Consider the following 20420-nt stretch of genomic DNA (forward strand, 5'->3'; position numbering starts at 1 on the left):
ATCGGCTGGTGGCAGGCTGCCGTTATCTGCACAAAGCGTCGCCTGCGTCGCACTGTGCATGGTGCCTTGCGGCATGACGCTCAGCCGTTAGCCGCCCGCCTTCTGGTGTTCAGCCGCGTTGAACGTCACGTCGTTACTGGTCGGCAACGGGATCGGCTGCGCGGACAAGGTGACGCTGAATAGCAAGGCGCCGATGGCGAACACGCAGGAAGCGCCTGCCAGACGCACTCCTGACTCAAACTGCGCGCGTCGTACGGGCCCGGTCGCAAACCGGCGCTCTGCCCAGCCCCGCCCCCACAGCGCGGCAATGCCGATCGCTGACATGGCCGCCGCCATGCCCGCCGAGATCGCAACCACCATCAGCACAGCAGGCCAAACCAAATCGTTGGCCAGCCCGAACAACATCACCAGCAAAGCGCCCGTACAGGGCACGATGCCGACCGAGGCTGCGATCCAGCCGCTGCCCTTGGGGTTGCTGCTCGCTGCGCAGGCCGCACAGCCGCTGTGGTCGTGGCCGGCGTGATGGCGGTGATCGTGATGGTTATGATCGTGGTCGTGGTCGCCATGCGCAGGCACTGCCCTGGCGCGCGTCGTCTGGCGGGCCAGGATCGACGCGATGGCCTGCCAAAGCATAACACCGCCAATGGCCATCACCAGAGCGTAGCTCGCCAGGCGAATGGCGCGAAAATCAGAAGGCGCGGACCCCGTCGTCGAGCGCACCGCGAAATCAAGCAAGAGAACGATAACCACCGCCGAAAGAACGTGGAAGATCGCGATGCGCACGCCCATGGTCAAACCGCGCCGAAGGTTGCCGCCTGTCCCTACGAAATAGGAAATCACGACGGATTTGCCGTGCCCCGGCCCTAGGGTGTGAAGCGCGCCGTAACCAAAGCACAGCAGCAACGCCATCAGCATCGCCTTTATCGATCCGCCCTTGTCAATGGCCAGCATGCTGTCGGTGAAAAGCTCGTTGACCCATATCTGGATCCGGGTCGCCACGGGAATGCCATTGGCCGAGCTGGCAATGATCTCTTCCGGCAATCCAAGTGTCTTGGCTTCGGTCAGAGCGTAGCTCGCCGAGACTACCCTCGCACCGTCGACAAGATAGATTGGGTGGTCGGCTGGCTCGTGCCGCAGAATTCCGGAAATTCGAACCGGTTCAAAGTGCTTGGTGAATTGCAGCCCATCCGGATAGGACACGTGAATGATCTGGTTCGGCGGAGGAGCGGGTGTGTGGACACACGCCCCGACCCATGGCACCAGCAGAAACTCGGTGACAAGGCCGCTTTCTCCCAAAACTGGAAGGGCGTAGCCATCGATGACAATGTCGCGGTCCAGAAGGTCCGACGCGAGTGCGGGTGGTTGGGACGCTCCTCGCCCTTGCGCCAAGGGGCCGCCAGACAAGGCTTCTGCGTCGATAACCTCTGAAGGTGCAAGCGCATCCCAGGTCACCAACTGCGGTTCCGAAGCGCTGGCAGCAGATACGAACACCGCCACGGCGAGCAGGTGAAGAAAGGTTTTTTGCAAGCGCCATAGCCGCATCGGGAACTCCTGTACCCATCTTCAGTAAGGGGCGCTGCCTTGTCTGCAGGACCGTGGCGCTTGGTTTGTAGACACCGACCTCCCGTAATTGGAGCGCATCAGCTTTGCCAAGATCCTCAAACACCCCGCCAAACCTTAGGAACTGACCATCATGCAACATCATCTGTTGCGTTAGTCAAGGATTTTAATGTTAAGTGAGTTGGACTTTGGATTGGCAGATTGACCGAGACGATACTCAGGGTTACGTCCGCAAGGGCCGAAAGCGGATTTCCTGTCGGCTAGAGACATCGGTAACTCTGGGCTCTTTGCGGCCGTTAGCTGCGGTTTGCGCCAATGTCCGTTTCAGCGGGATGATCTGAGCAGTTTGATGTTTCGGGATGACCATCATCGTAAAGCGCCGCCTGCGTCTCACCATTGTCCCAATGATACAGCAAGCCAATTTCTTCGCCTGTCTCAATACATTTAATGCGGCCGATGGCTTCGGCCGTTGTGCAAACACTCTCAAATTCGGGCAAAACTAGCCCCTCTCGTTAAACAATTCCTTTGGATCGATGCTGAGAGCATCCGCGACCCGTTCCAGAACATCGATTGATGCTGAATTCTTGGCGAGTTCGATCTCGCTGATATAGCTGCGATCGACTTCCGAAGCTAAGGCTAATTGTTCTTGGCTCAATCCTCTGGAATTTCTTAGATTCCGTACATTTAGCCCTACTCGTTCCCGCAATTTCATGGCCTGTATTCGGCCAGATCACAAGAACTGCTCTACGGAATATATTCCACAGAACGCGCGCGAGCATCACAAATGATGTTCTCGTATATGGTGTGAAGGGCGATGTTGGAGTTACATTATCAATAATACAATAATGTAATCAAAAGGCAGTTATTGATATGTGGTGCAGATTTATCAGGAATTGGTTCTTTGGGGTCGCAATGTCTCTGCTTTCCAGTGTGGCTCCTCAGGCAGCGAAAGCCTATCAAGTCGATTGCGCCATTCTGCTTTGCCTGGCTGGTGGGTGGCCCGCGTCAGCAGAATGCGCTCATGCCCGTGCCGTGTTCATCCGTCGGATCACGCCTTGGCCGATTGAGCCACCCCTGCAAATCTGGCGTTGTCCGATGGGTGTTGCGGAGCGCGCGCCTATGCAAAGCACGGCCCCGACAACTTGGGAGGCCAGCAACCAAATCGGCCAGACACTTGGTCACGTCATTCTGGCACAGGTGGTGGAAAGTGGCGCAGACATCGACATCAGTGGCCTAGAATTCGATTTCGTGCGCTCGATCCGCGTCTGGGATGTTCGGCACTACAGCCATCGCGAACGTGGTCGCGACGATGATTGTTCTGAGAGTTACAACATGCGCCTCGGGACCTACGGCACGCAGGGCGAATTCGGCTGGCAACGCACGACACGGGGTCCAAATTCTGACAGGACCCCCGCCAACCAGACCAGATTTATGGCCGTCGACAACAGCGATGCAGCCCATGAATGGCCGCCCGGACGCGTTACTACCCATTTGTTCATTGCCAGCAGACAGCCCGAAGCGGACATTGTTCGCCGCCACAAAGAACGACAGGAGGACGATGAGGGCTTCAAGATCAGCGTGCTTTCTTGATCTTTATCTTGTCAAGCTTCGCTCTACTCTTGGTCGATTCCTCAGAGCGTGTGAGAGCTTTGGCTATGGCCTTCAAGCCCATCCCCTTTGACACTAGTAAGTGCAGTTTTTGAATTTCCTCTTGCGTCCAAGCTTGACGGTGGCGCTCAAAACGTTCTGCCATGGCTTTCGTCTACCTTATCAATGTGCCTGATCTGTCATACAGCATGGTCGTCGTGTTGACACCAGCTCAAGGGCAGCCACGAGTATTTTCACGAAGCAATGATGATGCCACATGCGACGAATGAAGGCACCCAGCCCGAAGCGGAAATGGCCGATCTGCACGCCGGGCGGATTCCAGTCATTCGCTGCAAGTTAAACAATTGGCGGCTTTCGGTTTGGAGTACCAGTTAAACCAGCGCCAAGATTAGTTCTTTACTGCTCCACAAAATGATAGCTGAGAGCGTACCAGTTACCATTGCAGGCACACCATGCTTCCAAGTATCGAAGATCAAATGGCACCCGATGGCCCCAATCGAAGTGCCCAAAAGTGCCATTGCCCCAAGCAGTGAGAAGAGCGTCCCCGAAAACCAGATTGCGAGTGCTCCGAACAGCTCAACCATGCCCACCAATCGCATAATGCTTCGGTTCAGGCCGTAGCTTTTGAACATCTCGAGCTGGACGTGGAATATCTTGTCGTGCCAGCCGAATATCTTGATCGAACTTGCAAACAGAAAGAAAGCGGTCAGTAAAACCTTGATGATCTCAATCATTGTGATTGTTCCCTTAACTAGCCGATTGCCGGTAGGCTCGGGGAGATAGCCCAGTACGTTTTCGGAACGCCCTGCTGAACGCTGTCGCGTCTGAATAGCCTAGACTTAGCGCAATGCTCTGGATTGAAGCGTTGGAGTTGGCCAATGAGCCCTTAGCGGCCTCCATTTTCAAGTCCGTAAGAATTTCGACAATGGTCGTATCAAATTTGGCCAATCTTCGTGCCAGAGCAGATTTTGAAAACCCGCACAGCTCTGCCGCTGTTTCCACGCTCAGGTTACTCTCGCTAATGTGCTTTTCTAGTATTGCACGAATGGCTTCCACAAACCCCTTCGGGGCGAGCATATCCAGCTGCGGGCCGACTAAATCATCCGTGTCTTCGGGCGCTAAGACCCCATTCAGCGGAATCGTTAACCATGCAGCAGGAAACCGAATGGAAAAGCCCCGGTCATTGCTCTTGATCGCCCGGATGCCGTGAAACTCTTGCGGTAGAACAGCCGGATCGCACATCCTGACCAACACCGAAGCCGGATCCCAGCGGAAATCAAGCGCTTCATGCAAGAATGTGATCCAAATTCCAATCATGAAGCCGTCGATGTGGGCCGGTGACACGGTTGGTACAAACTTACGTTTGGCGCTAAAATATGCCGTGGTGTCTTCGACGAACAAGCTCTGAGAGATGGAGTTCGTCTCGCTGGCAACAGTTTGGGTGAAGCGAGAGATAAACCCACCAATTGTCGTGGCCTCCTCAAGGGCGGCGCCGAACGGAAGGAAGTCTGCAAGGTTGATGTTGCGACCAACGGACGTGCAGAAACACTGATCATTGCGTAGTTCAGCCGCCGCTGCGTACACCCGATAGACAATATCATTTCGGATGTAGGACGTCGGATCTTTAATGGACACGACGGAAAGATCAAAGGCCGCTAGAAAAACGTCAATGTCTTCGCTGCGTGACTTCAACGCCTGAACCACAGGAGCCAATACAGTGGCCCGAACCATCGGTATGTCACTCCGATCATGATTTGCAGCCACAAGAACACCCTCACTTGTCACGCGTTGAAGAGTATAGACGGATCGTCAGGAAAATGGAGAGGGCACCCGCAATAACCTGACATTTTGCAACGACAATCGTAATGAGTCGCCTCGAACTGTCAGGTAAGTCATTTAAGTATCGGGCATTCTGCCTAGAAAAGAGATCCAAATTTTGTTCTCGGTCATCTCAGGGGAAGCCAATGAAAGTTCTGTCGAAATACAAGACTGAGGTTGCGGCGTTAGCTGCGGCAATAACCTTTTCTGCCAACTTTGCATTCGCTCAGGACACACCAGCGCAGACGTTGTTCACCAATGTGAATATTTTCGATGGGATGAATGAAGCTCTAATGGAGAACGCCAGCGTTCTGGTCGAAGGTAACTTGATCAAGTCCGTGTCAACGGATGCCATTGATGCACCGGATGCCACGGTCATAGACGGTGGTGGTCGCACATTGATGCCGGGGCTTATTGAGAGTCACGTGCATCTGAACATGCAACATATGGTGGGTGGCTACGACACATTTGAGGACCGTGACTGGCAAGAAGTCGGGGCAATGGCGGCATTTACGGCGCAAAGCATTTTGATGGATGGCTTCACAACCGTGCGGGACGTCGGTGCTTTGCAGGTTGGGATTCGCCGTGCAATTGACGGCGGTTTCGCAATTGGCCCTCGGATTTACCACGCTGGCGCCGTGATCAGCCAGACTTCCGGACATGGTGACTGGAGACTGAAGGGTCAAAACACGCTCGAAAGCCGAAACACCGGAAAAGTCGCGCAGCTTGGTCTGGCATATGTCGTTGATGGGCACGATGCATCGCTGAGTGCCGCCCGACAGAACCTCGCGAACGGGGCTGTGTTGAACAAGATGATGATGAGCGGCGGTGTCTTCTCGTCGAAGGACGGCTTACATACGATACAGGCCACCGACGAGGAAGTGACAGCCGTGGTCCGAGCTTCGAATGATTGGGGCACCTACGCAACGGCGCATGTGAACAACCCACCCGATATTCAACGCGGTTTGCGCCTCGGCCTGGGAGAGATCATGCACGGGCAGTTTCTGGATGAGGAAACAGCCGCAATGATGGTCGAAGCAGGCGTGTTTTACAATCCGCAGCTCTCGGTTTCTTCTCTCGAAGCAATCGAGCGCACGTTTGGGCCTGAGCCGTCAGTGAACAAAGCAAAATCATTGTTGGTTGCCAAGGGAATGGCACGGATTCCAGATATTCTTTTGAAATTTCCCAAGCTTTTGGAAAAGACCACCTTTGGCGTAGATACCGTCACAGTTACGCCAGCGAATGCGATCCGCAACCGCGATCACGAAATTTGGTTTTGGGCCGACAAGTTTGGTACTTTGCAGACGCTGAAATCCATGACCTCCATCGGCGGCGATCTCGCCGCTCTCACGGGTGGCCAGAACCCATATCCTGCCGGGTCCCTCGGTGTCATTAAAGAAGGCGCATATGCCGACATCTTGTTGATCGATGGCAACCCGCTGGACGACATAACCTTGATTGGTGGCAGCAAAGAACTGTTCGATGCACCAGACCGCAAACCCGGAGAGATCCCGGCGATGGATCTGATCATGAAAAACGGTGTGATATACAAGAACACGCTGGATTAATGGTTAAGGTGTTGGGCCAGCCGTCCGGCATCTGTATAGGCTTAGAACAGCAGCCGCGTCTTTTAATTCATAATGATGCGGCAGCTTTAGGAACCAACCAGCCATTCGCCGCAAGAGTCTTGATGGTTCCGTATGGCCGTTCGCCAGACTTTGCAAAGTCCGCTATCTGCGCTTAACTGCCGTTGCGATTTGATCGCTGGCGGCAATCCGATGGATTCGACTCGGCCGAGTTCAACGTCCGATGGCAAGCCTGTCACTTACGACGGGTGAGGAACGAATTTCTGTGGATGCACAGCGCCGAAGTTGTCAGGAATCGGGAACGGCAAAAATTTCCGTCCAGAACCTAGTGCACAAAAATCCAGAAGCTAGCGCGCCGCTACAGAAACGTGAAAGTTTCAACACTTGTTTCAAAAATGGCAGTGAAGGAGAGAAGGGATGACGCAAGTCATTGATTTTATTGGAGGCGAGTACCGGAATCGAACCGGTGTACACGGATTTGCAATCCGCTGCGTCACCACTCCGCCAACTCGCCGTTCCGTTGTGGTTTGGGCGTCTTAGGTGATTCCTGAGATGGGTGCAATAGGTTAGCTAGGCCAGATCGTCGGGTCTTGATTTCAGTGGTGGCCTTGGAGATCAATCCAGTTGCCAGAGCTATTAAGGGAGAGTGTGGCGCATTTGCTCAAATGCGTGGCTGGGCGTTGCCGGTCGGGCAGGGATGTGGCACAAGCGCTGGCAACAGTTCGATACAAGAGCATGCTATGACAGATTTTGCCGCCCGCCGACGCGTGATGGTCGACACTCAGGTTCGGCCTTCGGATGTAACCAAGTTTCCGATCATTGACGCAATGTTGGCCGTACCCCGAGAGAATTTCGTGCCAGATGCACAACGCGAAGCAGCCTATGCTGAAGACTTGATTGATCTGGGAGCCGGGCGCAGCCTTTTGGAGCCGCGGACGCTCGCCAAGATGTTGGACGGTCTGAACATCAGCAATGATGAGCTGGTCTTGGATGTTGCTGCGACCTATGGGTACTCGACCGCCGTGGCCGCACGTATGGCCGAGCTTGTGGTTGCTGTGGAAGAAGATGAATTTCTGGCTGCTGAAGCGCAAACACTTCTTATGGAGGCAGGTGCCGACAACGCCGTGGTTCATACTGGTCCTTTGGTTGATGGTGCTGCAGACCACGGTCCCTATGATGTGATTTTGATTCAGGGTGGTATCGAAGAGGTGCCTCAGGCGCTCATGGATCAACTCAAAGATGGTGGTCGCATTGGCTGTATCTTTATGGAAGGCGATCTGGGCACTGTGCGTATCGGCCATAAGTCCGGTGGTCGGGTAACTTGGCGGTTCGCATTTAATGCCACCGCGCCCATATTGCCCGGGTTTGAGGCAGCGCGGGTTTTCCAGCTGTGATTTTTCGCCGTTTCCGCAGGGTGCGACCTTGCCTGTCGGCGGAATAAAGAGCAATCTGATTTGAATATTTGTAATGCGATGGAGAAGCAAGCGATGCGCAGAGCAGTGGCACGTAGACTTGCAAAGGTCGCGGTACTGTCGGCCGGGGTTGTCCTGGCGGGGATGCTGCCGAAACAAGGGCAGGCTGACAATCTGGCGGATGCACTGATCGGTGCCTACAACACCAGCGGCCTTCTGGAACAAAACCGTGCGCTTCTTCGCGCCGCGGACGAGGATGTGGCGATTGCTGTATCGGCATTGCGTCCGATCATTGATTTTTCCGTTCGTGTGCAGCGGGCGTTGGTCAACAATGAAACGAGCAGTTTGGTTACCCAAACTCGCACGTCGACGTTCTTCAGCGGGCTTGAGTTCACGCAGCTGCTTTATGATGGCGGCGCAAGCATTCTTGCTAAGCAAGCAGCACAGGAAACCGTTCTGGCGACCCGTCAAACGTTGCTAGAGGTTGAGCAGTCGATCCTCTTGCGTGCAGTCGCGGCTTATATGGACGTCCTTCTACAGGAAGAAAACGTTGTCCTGCGTCAAAACAACGTGCGTGTTCTGGGCGAAGAACTGCGTGCTTCGCAGGATCGGTTTGAAGTTGGCGAAGTGACCCGAACCGATGTTGCATTGTCTGAATCGCGCGTCGCAGGAGCACGAGCCAACTTGGCAGATGCCCGAGGCGCCTTGACCACCGCCAAGGCAGAATATGTGAACGCGGTAGGTCGCGATCCTGGCCGGACAGCTGGACAGCCGCGTTTGCCGAAACATCCTGCGTCGATCAACGACGCGGTGGCGATTGCCGTACGCAATCACCCCAGTATCCTGTCGGTCCAGCATCAGGTGAAAGCAGCTAATTTGACAGTGGATCGCCAGCGGGCGGCTCTTGGGCCGAACGCCAGCATCCGTGCTGACGTCGGGATTACCAACACATTCGGCAATTCAAATTATAATAACACAGCCAGCGCCGGGTTGGTTTTCCGGCAGCCGATCTATGCTGGTGGTCGTTTGGCGGCTAACGTACGCCGCGCCATGGCGACCCGCGATTCAGTCAAGGCCACCCTGCTAAATACGCAAAAGGATGTTATCCAAGCGGTAAACCAGGCATATGTGCGTTTTGATACAGCCGGAGCTAACCTTCGGGCCACCAACGAACGTGTTCGTGCTGCGCAGGTTGCCTTTGACGGTATCCGCGAAGAGGCCACATTGGGTGCACGAACCACACTGGACGTCCTGACATCCGAGCAAGAGCTTCTGGATGCGCAGACCTCGCAAATTCAGGCGCGGGCCGAGCGGTCTTTGGCCGCCTATCAGCTCTTGTCGGCGCAGGGTTTGTTGACGGCTGAACGTCTTGGGTTAGCGGTTCAAATTTATGATCCGACACTTTACTACAACCTAGTCAAAGGGGCGCCTGCCAAGGTCTCCAAACGTAGCAAAGATCTGGACCGTGTCCTGGAAGCACTAGGTAAGAACTGAGAATTCTCGCTATCTGTTGTGAGAATCCATGTGTGCCGTTACACTTACGACTTGAGATTAAGAGCGGTGAAAGCACATGTCTGATCCTGTTGCGAACGTTCAGATCGAAGATGTCCTGTCTTCGATCCGACGCTTGGTCAGTGAAGAAAGCAGAACGGAAGCACGACAAGAGGCGGTGAAACCGGCGCCGACTTCGGATCGGCTTGTTTTGACCCCGGCCTTGCGTGTTGCGGAATCTATCGACGACATGCCCTCAGTGGAAGAGCCTACTGTTGAAGATGTCGTTGATGCTGATATTGATACGCACTCAGTTGAGGATGACGGATCTGCCCCCTGGGCCGATCCGGATGCGACGTTGTACGGCGCGGCGCAGGAATTGGGCGAAGCGGTCGAAAGCTATTTCCCCGAGGACGATGTCGTTGAAATCGACGAAACTTCCTCAGTAATCGTCTTGGATGAGCAATACGAGGTTGTCTCGGAACCAGAGGTCGATTTCACTGCCGAAGCCGAAGCCGAAGCCGAAGCCGAAGCCGAAGCCGAAGCCGAAGCCGAAGCCGAAGCCGAAGCCGAAGCCGAAGCCGAAGCCGAAGCCGAAGCCGAAGCCGAAGCCGAAGAATATCCCTTTGATCCTGCCGAAGATGGTGACTTGGATGAAGACGCTTTCGACGAAGAGGCACTAGATGACAACCACGCCGTTGACGAATTCGTCGGCGTTGAAGACGTTCTGGAAGACGTTGATGCCGAACCTTTGACCTCAAAGATTGAAGCGTTGGAGGCAGTTATCGCTCAGACACAGGATCAATGGGAGCCTGACGGCGATGGTCAGGATGCCTATTCCGGTACCCGTGTTACGGCAATGGCGTGGGAAGATCACGCTGAAACCGGCGAAGTTCTGGACGCCGAAGAAATCGTCGAAGATGCCGTGGAACAAGTTGGCCCTAAGGTGCAAGCGCGAATTCAGGAAGCTCCTGTAGCGTCGGCACCTGCTCACGACGATGAAGCGTCAGTGTTTGCTACGGACGAGACAATTTTGGACGAAGACAGTCTGCGTGAACTGGTTGCAGATATCGTGCGCGAGGAACTGCAGGGCGCTTTGGGCGAGCGGATCACCCGGAATGTGCGCAAGCTTGTTCGTCGGGAAATTCACCGTGCACTGACGGCTCAGGAACTCGAGTAATTATCAAGCGCGTTTGGGCGCGCGCGCTAGAGCCAGCAACAAATCCAGATCCATGTGACGTTCCAGGTGATCGGCTAGCGTGTCCAACGTCTCTTCGACGCTTTCTTCGTAATTCAAATCAGAACTGTGGCCAAGCTCTTGCAAAAACGCCGAGCGGTAGCCGTCTGATGCAAACATCCCGTGAAGATAGCAACCTCGAATCCGACCCGAGGTTGAAATCGCGCCTTCGGCCCTTTTCCCGACCTTGAGCCAAGGTCGGTCGCAATCGGCGCCTTCGGTGCGGCCGATGTGAATTTCATACCCATAAACGGGCAGGTTGGTTTGGGTTTCGATGGCTTGGGTTTGGGTCACCTTTTTTTGGCCGACCATGACTGTGTGCACGTCCAGAAGGCCCAACCCTTTGACCTTGCCGGTGGATCCTTCGATGCCTTCGGGGTCCGTGATGGTCTTGCCCAACATTTGATAGCCGCCACACAAGCCTACCACATGTCCACCACGCCGCACGTGCGCATAAAGATCGATGTCCCACCCTTGAGCGCGGAAGAAATTCAAGTCGCCGATGGTGGATTTACTGCCGGGCAACAGGACCAGATCGGCGTCGCCGGGCAGGGGGCGACCGGGCGGGATGATTTCGACCGAGACATTAGGCTCGCCCGACAACGGATCGAGGTCGTCAAAATTCGCCATGCGCTCAAGCTGTGGCACGACCACTTTACAGGTGCCACCCATGTGCGAGCGGATATCCATCATGTCTTCGGCTGGCAACTTCCAAGCGTCGTTGAACCAGGGCACGACGCCCAAACAGGGCCAATCTGTACGGATGGCGATGTCATCACGTCCCTCGTCAAACAGGCTAATGTCGCCCTTGAACCGGTTCACGGCAAAGCCTTTGATCTGCGCCAGATCGGTGTCGTCCAGAACAGCTTGGGTGCCTACGATTTGCGCGATCACGCCACCCCGATGAATGTCGCCCACCAGTACGACCGGCACGTCAGCAGCACAGGCGAAGCCCATGTTTGCGATGTCGCCAGCGCGCAGGTTGGTTTCAGCTGGGCTTCCGGCACCTTCGATCAAAACAAGGTCAACGTCAGAGCACAGGCGGAGGAAACTCTCCAGCGCGGCCTCGAGCAACGCTGCCTTACCCTTGCGATAATCGCCCGCACGCATTGTGCCACGCCGCTGACCTTGCACGATGATCTGCGCTCCGGTGTCGGTTTCCGGCTTCAGAAGGATGGGGTTCATGTCGGTGTGCGGTTCGCGTTTTGCCGCGCGCGCCTGTAGTGCCTGCGCCCGGCCGATTTCACCCCCTTGGGCGACGGCGGCATTGTTGGACATGTTCTGCGGCTTGAACGGGGCCACGCGCAGGCCGCGGCGGGTAAACGCACGCGCGAGGCCTGCGACCAACATCGACTTGCCGACGTTGCTGCCGGTGCCTTGAATCATGATGCTCCGAACCATACGCGCCTCCTATTCTTGGCGCAGATGACCTGATTTGAACCCAAAGGGAAAGCCCGGAAGCGACCATGTATCGACCGCATTTGACTGGAAACGAAATGCTCGACCTTTCTCGGCCTCTAGTGCGCGAATCTCCTAGCTCGGGGATGAGCGGAGTTTGCTGGTCTGCTGGCCACCGATTTTTAGGGAGATCAGTCAACAGCCGATGCTATCCTGAAAAGGAAAAGCGTGCTCCCCCAAGGAACACGCTTTTTCATGCAGCAGTAAAGTCTGTTCAGGCAGCTTCGGCCTGTTGCGCAGCGTTGCGACGCTCGCTTTCTTCGCGCGACAGCGCAACCGAGGTGCGGACACCGCGGCCAACAAAATCCATCAGGCCCGAAACAACACGTTCGTTCGGGTCAATGCCAGCGCAGCTCAGGACCTCACGGCCATCGCGCGACCGCGCCCAACGGGCGATCTGTTCGGGACCATTGCCATATTTCTTGTCATCGGCGATGGCGTCATCAAGTGCAGCCAACACAACGGCTGCGAATAGTTTACGTGCACGATTGCCTTGTTCATTGTTAAAGGCAGTGCCGTCAACGAAATCTCTCATCTCGTTTTCCTTGTTGTTCTTGCTCTTGCAATTTCCGGCGTGGCGTTCCTTATGACGGATCAGGTTTGATTCGGGTACCCTGTTTCTGCATAGCGCCGTTGCGTAATTTGCATGGCTTTCTGCGTCTGCAGCACAAGGTATCGTTGTCTTGCCAGGTAACGTCCTGCCAGATATAGGGTCTGCAAACTCTGCATCAAGCATGTGTGAAGGAAATGTGGCATGTCTAAGATCAACGGGAATGAAATTCGCCCAGGCAATGTTCTGGAGCACAACGACGGTCTTTGGGCCGCTGTCAAAGTCGATCACGTAAAACCCGGTAAAGGCGGTGCTTTTGCCCAGGTCGAGCTGCGCAACCTGCGCAACGGATCGAAGCTGAACGAACGCTTCCGCTCAGCGGACAAGGTAGAGCGCGTGCGTCTTGAGCAAAAGGATCAGCAGTTCCTGTACGAAAGTGACGGTATGTTGGTGTTCATGGATACCGAGACTTATGAACAGATTGAATTGCCCGCAGAGCTGCTGGGTGATCGCCGCCCGTTTCTCCAGGACGGCATGACGATTGTTGTAGAATTTTATGAGTCCGAGGCTCTGAACGCCACGGTGCCGCAAAAAGTCACGTGTCAGATCGTCGAGACCGAGCCAGTGGTCAAAGGTCAGACCGCCGCCAACTCGTTCAAGCCGGCGATCCTGGACAATGGCGTCAAGGTCATGGTTCCTCCCTTTGTTGGTCAGGACGAAATGATTGTGGTGAACACCGAGTCGATGGAATATTCCGAGCGCGCTTAAGTCGCCAATCCCAGAATTTGCGACAGGCCGCCCCGGATCGAGGCGGCCTTTTTCGTGGCGGGTCAGCTGGGCAGAGCGTCGTTCAGCCAATGCATTGTTTTGCAGGCTGCAGCGAGGTTGCAATCGAAACCGCAAACACTCTGCCCGCCATGGTCACCTATGCTGTGCCAACTGCAGTCGCCTATGGGGCGCGGCGAAATTCGCTAAATCCACAGCTCTCCTCAGCTCGGCGAAAGTTGTTGCAGCAGATGGTTTCACCGGCCTTGTAATAGAACGAACGAGGGTGTTTGCGTGCGCCAGCAGGAGCCTTAAACTTGGTGCGGTTGTTGGGGCGCAGTTCCGACAATCAGCTCTCGCAATAATTCGTATTTTATCCGGTTGGCGCTGACCTGTCGATAAAATGCGATCAGGAAGGCGGTCGGGGCCTGAATGCGACCCAGGCCGATTGTGGCGGCAACGACGGTCCCGATGTCTGTCTTGCCCTCGATCACCAGCCAACCACCCAGCAACAGTACAGCCACGGTTCCGACGCCGTTGATGGTGCTAAGAAGGAATTTGGTGGACAGTTTCCAGATGAACATGTGCCGACGCGCGTCATAGATCTCATCGAAGTGGGTTTTGACGGCGGTCTCGGCTTGTTGCACATCGCGTGCGGTCAATTGATCCGTCGCCTTGCGCAGCACGCGCACCCGTTCGGCCACATATTGGTTCACCTTGCGTTGCGTCGCTAAGACGATGATCACCTGAGGCAGGATCATGGCCAGCGCGATCGTTCCCAGCCCTGGCTGTGAGGTCACGATGAAGCCGATGACACTGACCAACGTACCGATTTGCACTACGGGTTCCGAAATGGCGGCACCTGCAAATTTGCCTAACTCCTCGGCTTCGGCAGAGACAGCGGTAGACAGGGTGCCCTTGCGGATCTCGGTGCCGCGGACATGCGCCGAAACGGCCCCTTCGACCAGCCGCGCACGGATCAGGCGGATGATATCCTCGCCCAACACGCCAGAGCGATACCCCATCAACCATTTGAGTCCGAGGCTGACCAAGATCGCTAACATCATGAACAGACAGTGCCAGAACAGATCCTCTTCGTTGATCTCGTTCTTTGTCAGCAGGTTGACGATGTCCTTTTGGAACTCCAGCGGGACGGCAGCCAGAAAGGCGATGGCAAGTGACAGGATGATCAGAACGATCTGCCGACCGGAACTGACCCGCCAGATGGCTGCATAAAGCTGAAACATGCAATGTGTCCCCAAGACCCCTATAGTGGCGACACTGTGCCGGTCTTTGGGTTGGATTTCAAACCCTTGGGTTAATCGAGCCGAACCGTTGCGCCGCCTGCCTCCATATCCCCTTTAGCGCGGTCAAAGCGTAAGTATGCGATCCCTTTGCCACCCGATTGGGTGAAAAGCGTGCCGACCGCTTTGCCATCGGCCACAATTTCGGTGCCTGCGGGGGTGTCCCCCTCGACCACCACCTGGCGCAGCCCTTTGCGTAGCTCGGTCTTGTGTTTCATGCGCGCCGTGACCTCTTGGCCAACATAGCAGCCTTTTTTGAAGTCGACGCCGTGCAGCATTTCGAACCCGCTTTCCAGGATGTAACTGTCCGGGGTCAGTTCGATCCCGGTTTCTGGAATGCAATATTCTACCCGGATTGCATCCCAATCGGTACCGTCATCTGTGGACGGGGTATCGGAGTACATACGCCAACCCATGGCTACGTGACGGGGGTCGGGCAGGGCGCCATCTGGCGCCTCACCGGTGCCACGCTGCAGATTCAGCCCGCTGTCGGCGATCTGCACGTCCGCACGCAGCTTGTACATGCTCAGCCGTTTGACCAGCCCATCTGCTAGATCCTCGGCTGCATCCAGCAGCACGTTATCGCCGTCACGGGCCAGAAAGAAGTCGGCCAGGTATTTCCCCTGAGGTGTCAAAATGGCGGCATAGACCAACCCCTGATCCAGCTTATCCACGTCATTGGTCACCAGCCCCTGCAGGAAAGTGATGGTGTCCGCGCCGCTCAGGCGCAGGATACGGCGGGCGGTCATGGCGGTCCCTCGTTTCAAATCCACGCGCCAGTGATATAGGAGAACCGTAGCAAGTGACCAGAGGGGATGACCATGCCCGCAAAGATCAGCATCGTGATCCCAACGCTGAGCGCCGAGACCACACTCGCCCGCACGCTCGAGGCGCTGATGGAGGGGCTGGGGCAAGGACTGATCCGCGAATTGATCATCTCTGATGGCGGCTCTACCGATGCCACGCTCAAGATCGCGGATGAGGCTGGGGCCGAGATCGTGACCGGGTCGCCGTCGCGTGGTGGGCAATTGCGGCGTGGATGTGCGCAAGCCAAGGGCGAGTGGCTGTTGGTATTGCATGCCGACACGGTGCTGGACGCAGGCTGGGCCGAGGGGGTGGTGGAGCATATCCAGACCAGCCGCGCCCCGGCATGGTTCCAACTGGCCTTTCGCGCCCGGGGGATCCTGCCAGCTTGGGTTGCGGGGTGGGCGAACCTGCGGTCGCGCCTCTTTGGACTGCCCTATGGCGATCAGGGGTTGCTGGTGCGGCGTACCGATTATGACAAAGCGGGCGGCTATCCCGATCAAACGTTGATGGAGGATGTGGCATTGGTCCGCGCCCTCCCACGCGTCGTGGGTTTGCCTGTGCGGGCCGTCACCAGCGCCGAGCGGTACCAGCGTGCGGGTTGGCTGCGCCGGGGGACGCGAAACCTGTGGACGCTGGCACGGTACTTTGCGGGAACCTCGCCCGAAACTCTGGCCGACAGCTATCGCCGCTGATCCATCAGCTCGACCACCGATTTGCCAAGGCGAAAGGGCGCGGCGAAACTGACCAGACACAGCGCGATCACCTGCAGGATCAGGATATGCGCGTTGTCCTGCAGATACTCCCACTCGTCCTTCAGCTTGCCAACCTGCTCGACCAGATCGTCATAGGCCATCGCCAAAATCAGGTAATCGCCCGCAATCGTGGGCACCTTGCGGCGCATGTTGTCGACGGCGGTCTGGGTGGGTTCATCGAGCGTGGTGAAGACCAGGAATTGATCGGGGTCGAATGCGTTGGCCTGTTCGACCATGTCATCCATCTCGTCCGTTTCATCGCCGCCCCAGCCAAAAAGGAAAGTGAGCCCCGCCAGCGGCGCGACCTCATTCGTTACGGCGATGAACAGGGGCAGTTCCGCGTTGGACGCGGTTGAGGCTGAGAGGAATTCGACCTTGTCACACAGCACCGCGATGTCGCTGTCATAAGCGGGGTCACAGAACCGCAGCCGGAACCGCGCGGCGTCGCGGTCGAATGCGGATGTTGCGGCATAGGCGATGTCGATCTGGCGATCCAGGCGCGAGCTGTCGGCCTTGTAGAGCCCCGCCAGCACGGCCACCAAGGCCCCGATGCCGCCCAGAACGACCCAGACCAGATCCGCCAGCTTCCACGCCCGGTGGCCTGCGGGTTTGCGGAACAGAAACCCGGTGCCGATGCAGCCCGTCAGGAAAAAGGCAATGAGCAGGGGGAGTTGGTTGTCAGCGATGAAATTCATGGGGCGAGTTTAGGCGGCAAACGGGCCGACGCAACAGCCCTCACGCATTTGTAGGGATTGTGTCGGCTATCATCGCACCCCCAAGCAAAATGCAAAGCATTTTGCCGCGCCTGACCTTCCCGTCACGCCAAAGGCGTGCTTGCAGCACGACGAAGGCGCTTCACGTCTCCCCAAGGTCAGACAAAATCAATAATTGCAACTATTCATTTGTTTCAGAGCCCGCTCCAAACTGTAGGTGGTCATCTAACATGACCCTTGCTTGATCCGAGTTCGTGAAACGTTTTGGATCAGACCTTATTTGGTTGTTGATTTTCTGTCGTTGTTTTTCGGAGAGAACGTCGAACACCTTGGAAGCGTTATGCGCTCGATCAAGAAACAATTCCCAAAGAAATTTAGACACATTCCCCAAAGGCGAGGTGAAGTGACCATCGCCACACCGAAGGAAATCGTTTCCTAGCAGATTGTCTTGGTCATGTACTCTGCCCAAAAGTATCAATGGTCCCAACTTAGAGAAAGTTGCGATGAATTTTCCATTTTCCGTGTAAATTACGTCTCGCTCAACCGAGCGGTGAACCCAACTATTCCAGTTCGAAGGAAGGTTGTCCGCGTCGAAACTGTCAAAGTACCCAAGGTAGATTAGGAAAAGCCTGTTTTCTGCGGGATGTTTTGCCCTATCTAAAAGAAAGTCTTTCCATCTCTTCTCGGCAGCTTCAACAAAGCCAAGGGACGTGTCATCATATTGCGAGAGAATTCCCCGATACCTTTGTGATTGAATCGTCCGGAATGCCAATGAAGCAGTAAATCGAGATAGCCAAGGCCCGTAGGGGCCCCTTATGTCTTCTCTAAGTGTCGCAGGGGAAAAGTATTTTTGACTAAACGCATTTTCCCATTTTGAGAACCGATCCTCGCAGTTTTTGCAATAGATGTGGTGTTTGTCTCCATCTTGCTGTCTCACGTTTGGTCTAGCACCGGACCTTAGGTACGGAGAACCTCCTGTCTCGATCAGCCAGCGAAACACAAACTTCGGAATAATGTGGCTCTCGCAGAGCTTAGCCGTTTGATCGCATAACCAACAAACTGATGTGCTCAAACATCCAACTCCTCCACAAACCGCGCGTTCTCCTGAATATACTGGAACCGCAGTTCGGGTTTCTTGCCCATCAGGCGTTCGACCAGGTCTCCGGTTTCGCCCGGTTCGTCCTCGTCAATCGTGACCCGGATCAAGGTGCGCGAGTTCGGGTCCATCGTGGTCTCTTTCAGGTCCTTGGCATCCATTTCACCAAGACCCTTGAAGCGCGAGACGTCGATCTTGCCTTTACCGCCCAGACCCTTTTCCAGCCACTTGTCGCGCTCCGGCTCGTCCACGCAATAGACGCGCTTGGCGCCTTGGGTCAGGCGGAACAGCGGCGGACACGCCAGATACAAGTGGCCCGCGTCGATCATGGGCCGCATCTGGGTGAAGAAGAACGTCATCAACAGCGCCGCGATATGCGCGCCATCGACGTCCGCATCGGTCATGATGATGACCTTGTCATAGCGCAGGTCATCGACGTTGAATTTGGTCCCCAAGCCGACGCCAAGCGCCTGCGTCAGGTCGCTGATCTCAGCATTCGAGCTGAGTTTCGAACTGGCCGCGCCCAGAACGTTCAGGATTTTACCTCGCAGGGGCAGCAGGGCCTGGGTCTTGCGGTTGCGTGCCATCTTGGCCGAGCCACCGGCCGAGTCGCCCTCGACAATGAACAGCTCGGTGCCTTCGCGCGTGTTGGACGAACAATCGGTCAGCTTGCCGGGCAGGCGTAGCTTCTTGGTGGCCGATTTGCGCGCGGTTTCTTTTTCCTGTCGCCGCTTCAGGCGTTCCTCGGCCCGCAGGATCAGGAAGTCGAGGATCGCACCAGCCGATTTCGTATCCGCTGCCAGCCAGTTGTCGAAATGGTCCCGGACCGAGTTTTCCACCAGCCGCTGCGCTTCGACCGTGGCAAGACGGTCCTTTGTCTGGCCCACGAATTCCGGCTCGCGGATGAAACATGACACCAGAGCGCAACCGCCGGTGATCAGATCCTCACGCGTGATTTGGGCGGCCTTCTTGTTGTTGACCAGCTCGCCGTATGCCTTGATCCCCTTGAGGATCGCCGCCCAGAATCCGGCCACATGGGTGCCGCCTTCGGGCGTGGGGACGGTGTTACAATAGGACTGGATGAAGCCATCGCGCGAGGGCGTCCAGTTGATCGCCCATTCCACCTTGCCCGGCGTGCCGAACTTTTCCTTGAAGTCGACGGTGCCGCCAAAGGGCACATCGGCATAGGTGGATGCGCTGCCCAGGGTCTCGGTCAGGTAATCCGACAGGCCGCCGGGAAAGTGGAAGGTTGCGCTGGTCGGTGTTTCGCCATCGTCGATTTCCGATTTCCAGCGGATTTCAACGCCCGAGAACAGGTAAGCCTTGGAGCGGATGGATTTGAACAGGCGCGCTGGTTTGAACCGGTGATGGCCAAAGATCTCTTCGTCCGCGTGGAACGTGACCGTGGTGCCGCGCCGGTTGGGGGCCGCGCCGACCTTTTCGACACCGCCCAGCGGGAGACCACGCGAAAACCGCTGTTCGAACACCTGCTTGTCGCGGGCGACTTGCACGACCATGGAATCAGACAGAGCGTTGACGACGGATGCGCCCACCCCGTGCAGACCGCCGGATGTTTCATACGCATCGCCAGAGAATTTGCCGCCCGCGTGCAGGGTACACAAGATGACTTCGAGCGCGGATTTGCCTGGAAACTTGGGGTGCGGGTCGATCGGAATGCCGCGGCCATTGTCGCGGATGGTGATGGCATAATCTGCGTGCAGCTCGACCTCGATCCGGTTGGCGTGGCCTGCGACGGCCTCGTCCATCGAGTTGTCGAGCACTTCGGCCACCAGATGGTGCAGCGCGCGCTCATCCGTGCCGCCGATGTACATGCCGGGGCGTTTGCGGACCGGTTCCAGCCCTTCGAGCACCTCGATCGAGGAGGCGTCATAGGTCGCGGAGGGGGCTCCGCTCAACAGATCTTCGGGCATGTCGCTGCTCATATTCTTGGGCTCTTCTTTGGCAGGTATTATGGCAGGTGATGTGGTCGGGGGAAAGGGGGAACGCAGGGTGTTGTGTGTAAGTTGGCAGAGCAAGACATGGTCGCTGTCATCCCGTAGCCGGTGTTTTGCATTGAGAAACGAGACGGCTGCAGGGCATCGGGCGGAGCTCTATCCAGAGGCGATCAGCAGCGGCGCACCCGTTCAGAAGCGCCGTCCCTAACTGCTTGGTCGGAATCACGCCAAGATCTGGGTTTCGTCTGAATCGATACCGACCGTCGGCCAACCACTGTCCCCAAAGCAATCTTCGCACACGTTATATG

General features: G+C 56.2%; 18 protein-coding genes and 1 tRNA gene. 7 read left to right on the forward strand and 12 right to left on the reverse strand.

Annotated features, from left to right (window positions below; all coding sequences use genetic code 11):
• Positions 1 to 87: 87 nt before the first annotated feature.
• The 3 genes from G6R15_RS11110 to G6R15_RS11120 form a co-directional block, all read right to left on the reverse strand.
• Positions 88 to 1542: a DUF3299 domain-containing protein gene (locus G6R15_RS11110; RefSeq protein ID WP_164659914.1), complete on the reverse strand. Its 1455-nt coding sequence runs from the start codon at positions 1540 to 1542 to the stop codon at positions 88 to 90.
• A gap of 314 nt (positions 1543 to 1856) precedes the next feature.
• Positions 1857 to 2057 (reverse strand): hypothetical protein, encoded by a 201-nt coding sequence (locus tag G6R15_RS11115; RefSeq protein WP_164659915.1) that lies wholly within the window; start codon positions 2055 to 2057, stop codon positions 1857 to 1859.
• A 2-nt stretch (positions 2058 to 2059) separates the two neighbouring features.
• The gene (locus tag G6R15_RS11120; protein WP_164659916.1) at positions 2060 to 2272 is read right to left on the reverse strand and encodes a helix-turn-helix domain-containing protein; all 213 of its coding nucleotides are present in this window, start codon (positions 2270 to 2272) and stop codon (positions 2060 to 2062) included.
• A 200-nt stretch (positions 2273 to 2472) separates the two neighbouring features.
• On the opposite strand from G6R15_RS11120, the gene G6R15_RS11125 reads away from it, so the two are divergent.
• A complete protein-coding gene (locus G6R15_RS11125; RefSeq protein ID WP_240336738.1) occupies positions 2473 to 3150 on the forward strand; it encodes a hypothetical protein in 678 nt (225 codons plus the stop codon).
• Positions 3151 to 3539: 389 nt separating this feature from the next.
• Here G6R15_RS11125 and G6R15_RS11135 read toward each other — a convergent pair whose 3' ends face one another.
• Positions 3540 to 3902 carry a DoxX family protein gene (locus tag G6R15_RS11135; RefSeq protein ID WP_164659917.1) on the reverse strand — a complete coding sequence of 121 codons (363 nt, stop codon included), beginning with the start codon at positions 3900 to 3902 and terminating at the stop codon, positions 3540 to 3542.
• Between the two features lie 13 nt (positions 3903 to 3915).
• A complete protein-coding gene (locus tag G6R15_RS11140) occupies positions 3916 to 4899 on the reverse strand; it encodes an AraC family transcriptional regulator (protein ID WP_164659918.1) in 984 nt (327 codons plus the stop codon).
• A gap of 233 nt (positions 4900 to 5132) precedes the next feature.
• Between G6R15_RS11140 and G6R15_RS11145 the strand changes: the two genes are divergently transcribed.
• On the forward strand, positions 5133 to 6554 hold the full coding sequence (locus G6R15_RS11145) for an amidohydrolase family protein (protein WP_164659919.1): 1422 nt from the start codon (positions 5133 to 5135) through the stop codon (positions 6552 to 6554).
• A gap of 458 nt (positions 6555 to 7012) precedes the next feature.
• Here the strand turns inward: G6R15_RS11145 and G6R15_RS11150 are convergent.
• Positions 7013 to 7086 (reverse strand) — tRNA-Cys (locus G6R15_RS11150).
• A gap of 226 nt (positions 7087 to 7312) precedes the next feature.
• Between G6R15_RS11150 and G6R15_RS11155 the strand changes: the two genes are divergently transcribed.
• From G6R15_RS11155 to G6R15_RS11165, 3 genes are all read left to right on the forward strand, one after another.
• On the forward strand, positions 7313 to 7966 hold the full coding sequence (locus G6R15_RS11155) for a protein-L-isoaspartate O-methyltransferase (protein ID WP_164659920.1): 654 nt from the start codon (positions 7313 to 7315) through the stop codon (positions 7964 to 7966).
• A 93-nt stretch (positions 7967 to 8059) separates the two neighbouring features.
• Positions 8060 to 9478 (forward strand): TolC family outer membrane protein, encoded by a 1419-nt coding sequence (locus tag G6R15_RS11160; protein ID WP_164659921.1) that lies wholly within the window; start codon positions 8060 to 8062, stop codon positions 9476 to 9478.
• A gap of 76 nt (positions 9479 to 9554) precedes the next feature.
• Positions 9555 to 10655, forward strand: coding sequence for a hypothetical protein (locus G6R15_RS11165; protein WP_164659922.1), 1101 nt, complete (start codon positions 9555 to 9557; stop codon positions 10653 to 10655).
• A 3-nt stretch (positions 10656 to 10658) separates the two neighbouring features.
• Here the strand turns inward: G6R15_RS11165 and G6R15_RS11170 are convergent, their stop codons facing one another.
• Entirely contained in the window at positions 10659 to 12113 is a 1455-nt protein-coding gene (locus tag G6R15_RS11170) for a cobyric acid synthase (RefSeq protein WP_164659923.1), read from the reverse strand.
• Positions 12114 to 12384: 271 nt separating this feature from the next.
• Positions 12385 to 12705: a DUF6280 family protein gene (locus G6R15_RS11175; protein WP_108785849.1), complete on the reverse strand. Its 321-nt coding sequence runs from the start codon at positions 12703 to 12705 to the stop codon at positions 12385 to 12387.
• A gap of 219 nt (positions 12706 to 12924) precedes the next feature.
• Between G6R15_RS11175 and efp the strand changes: the two genes are divergently transcribed.
• A complete protein-coding gene (efp, locus tag G6R15_RS11180) occupies positions 12925 to 13488 on the forward strand; it encodes an elongation factor P (RefSeq protein WP_164659924.1) in 564 nt (187 codons plus the stop codon).
• Positions 13489 to 13796: 308 nt separating this feature from the next.
• Here efp and G6R15_RS11185 read toward each other — a convergent pair whose 3' ends face one another.
• Together G6R15_RS11185 and G6R15_RS11190 are read right to left on the reverse strand one after the other, a co-directional pair.
• Positions 13797 to 14732, reverse strand: coding sequence for an ABC transporter transmembrane domain-containing protein (locus G6R15_RS11185; protein WP_164659925.1), 936 nt, complete (start codon positions 14730 to 14732; stop codon positions 13797 to 13799).
• Positions 14733 to 14803: 71 nt separating this feature from the next.
• Positions 14804 to 15538: a folate-binding protein YgfZ gene (locus tag G6R15_RS11190; protein ID WP_164659926.1), complete on the reverse strand. Its 735-nt coding sequence runs from the start codon at positions 15536 to 15538 to the stop codon at positions 14804 to 14806.
• Between the two features lie 72 nt (positions 15539 to 15610).
• On the opposite strand from G6R15_RS11190, the gene G6R15_RS11195 reads away from it, so the two are divergent.
• Positions 15611 to 16288: a TIGR04283 family arsenosugar biosynthesis glycosyltransferase gene (locus G6R15_RS11195; protein WP_164659927.1), complete on the forward strand. Its 678-nt coding sequence runs from the start codon at positions 15611 to 15613 to the stop codon at positions 16286 to 16288.
• On the opposite strand, the gene G6R15_RS11200 is transcribed toward G6R15_RS11195, so the two are convergent.
• Both G6R15_RS11200 and parE read right to left on the reverse strand, forming a co-directional pair.
• Entirely contained in the window at positions 16276 to 17043 is a 768-nt protein-coding gene (locus G6R15_RS11200; protein WP_164659928.1) for a hypothetical protein, read from the reverse strand. The genes G6R15_RS11195 and G6R15_RS11200 overlap by 13 nt on opposite strands.
• Before the next feature lie 1086 nt (positions 17044 to 18129).
• Complete coding sequence (gene parE / locus G6R15_RS11205; protein ID WP_164660285.1) at positions 18130 to 20088, reverse strand: DNA topoisomerase IV subunit B; 1959 nt, start codon at positions 20086 to 20088, stop codon at positions 18130 to 18132.
• Positions 20089 to 20420 lie beyond the last annotated feature (332 nt).

The sequence above is a fragment of the Tropicibacter sp. Alg240-R139 genome (assembly GCF_900537075.1).
GTDB lineage: Bacteria > Pseudomonadota > Alphaproteobacteria > Rhodobacterales > Rhodobacteraceae > Falsiruegeria.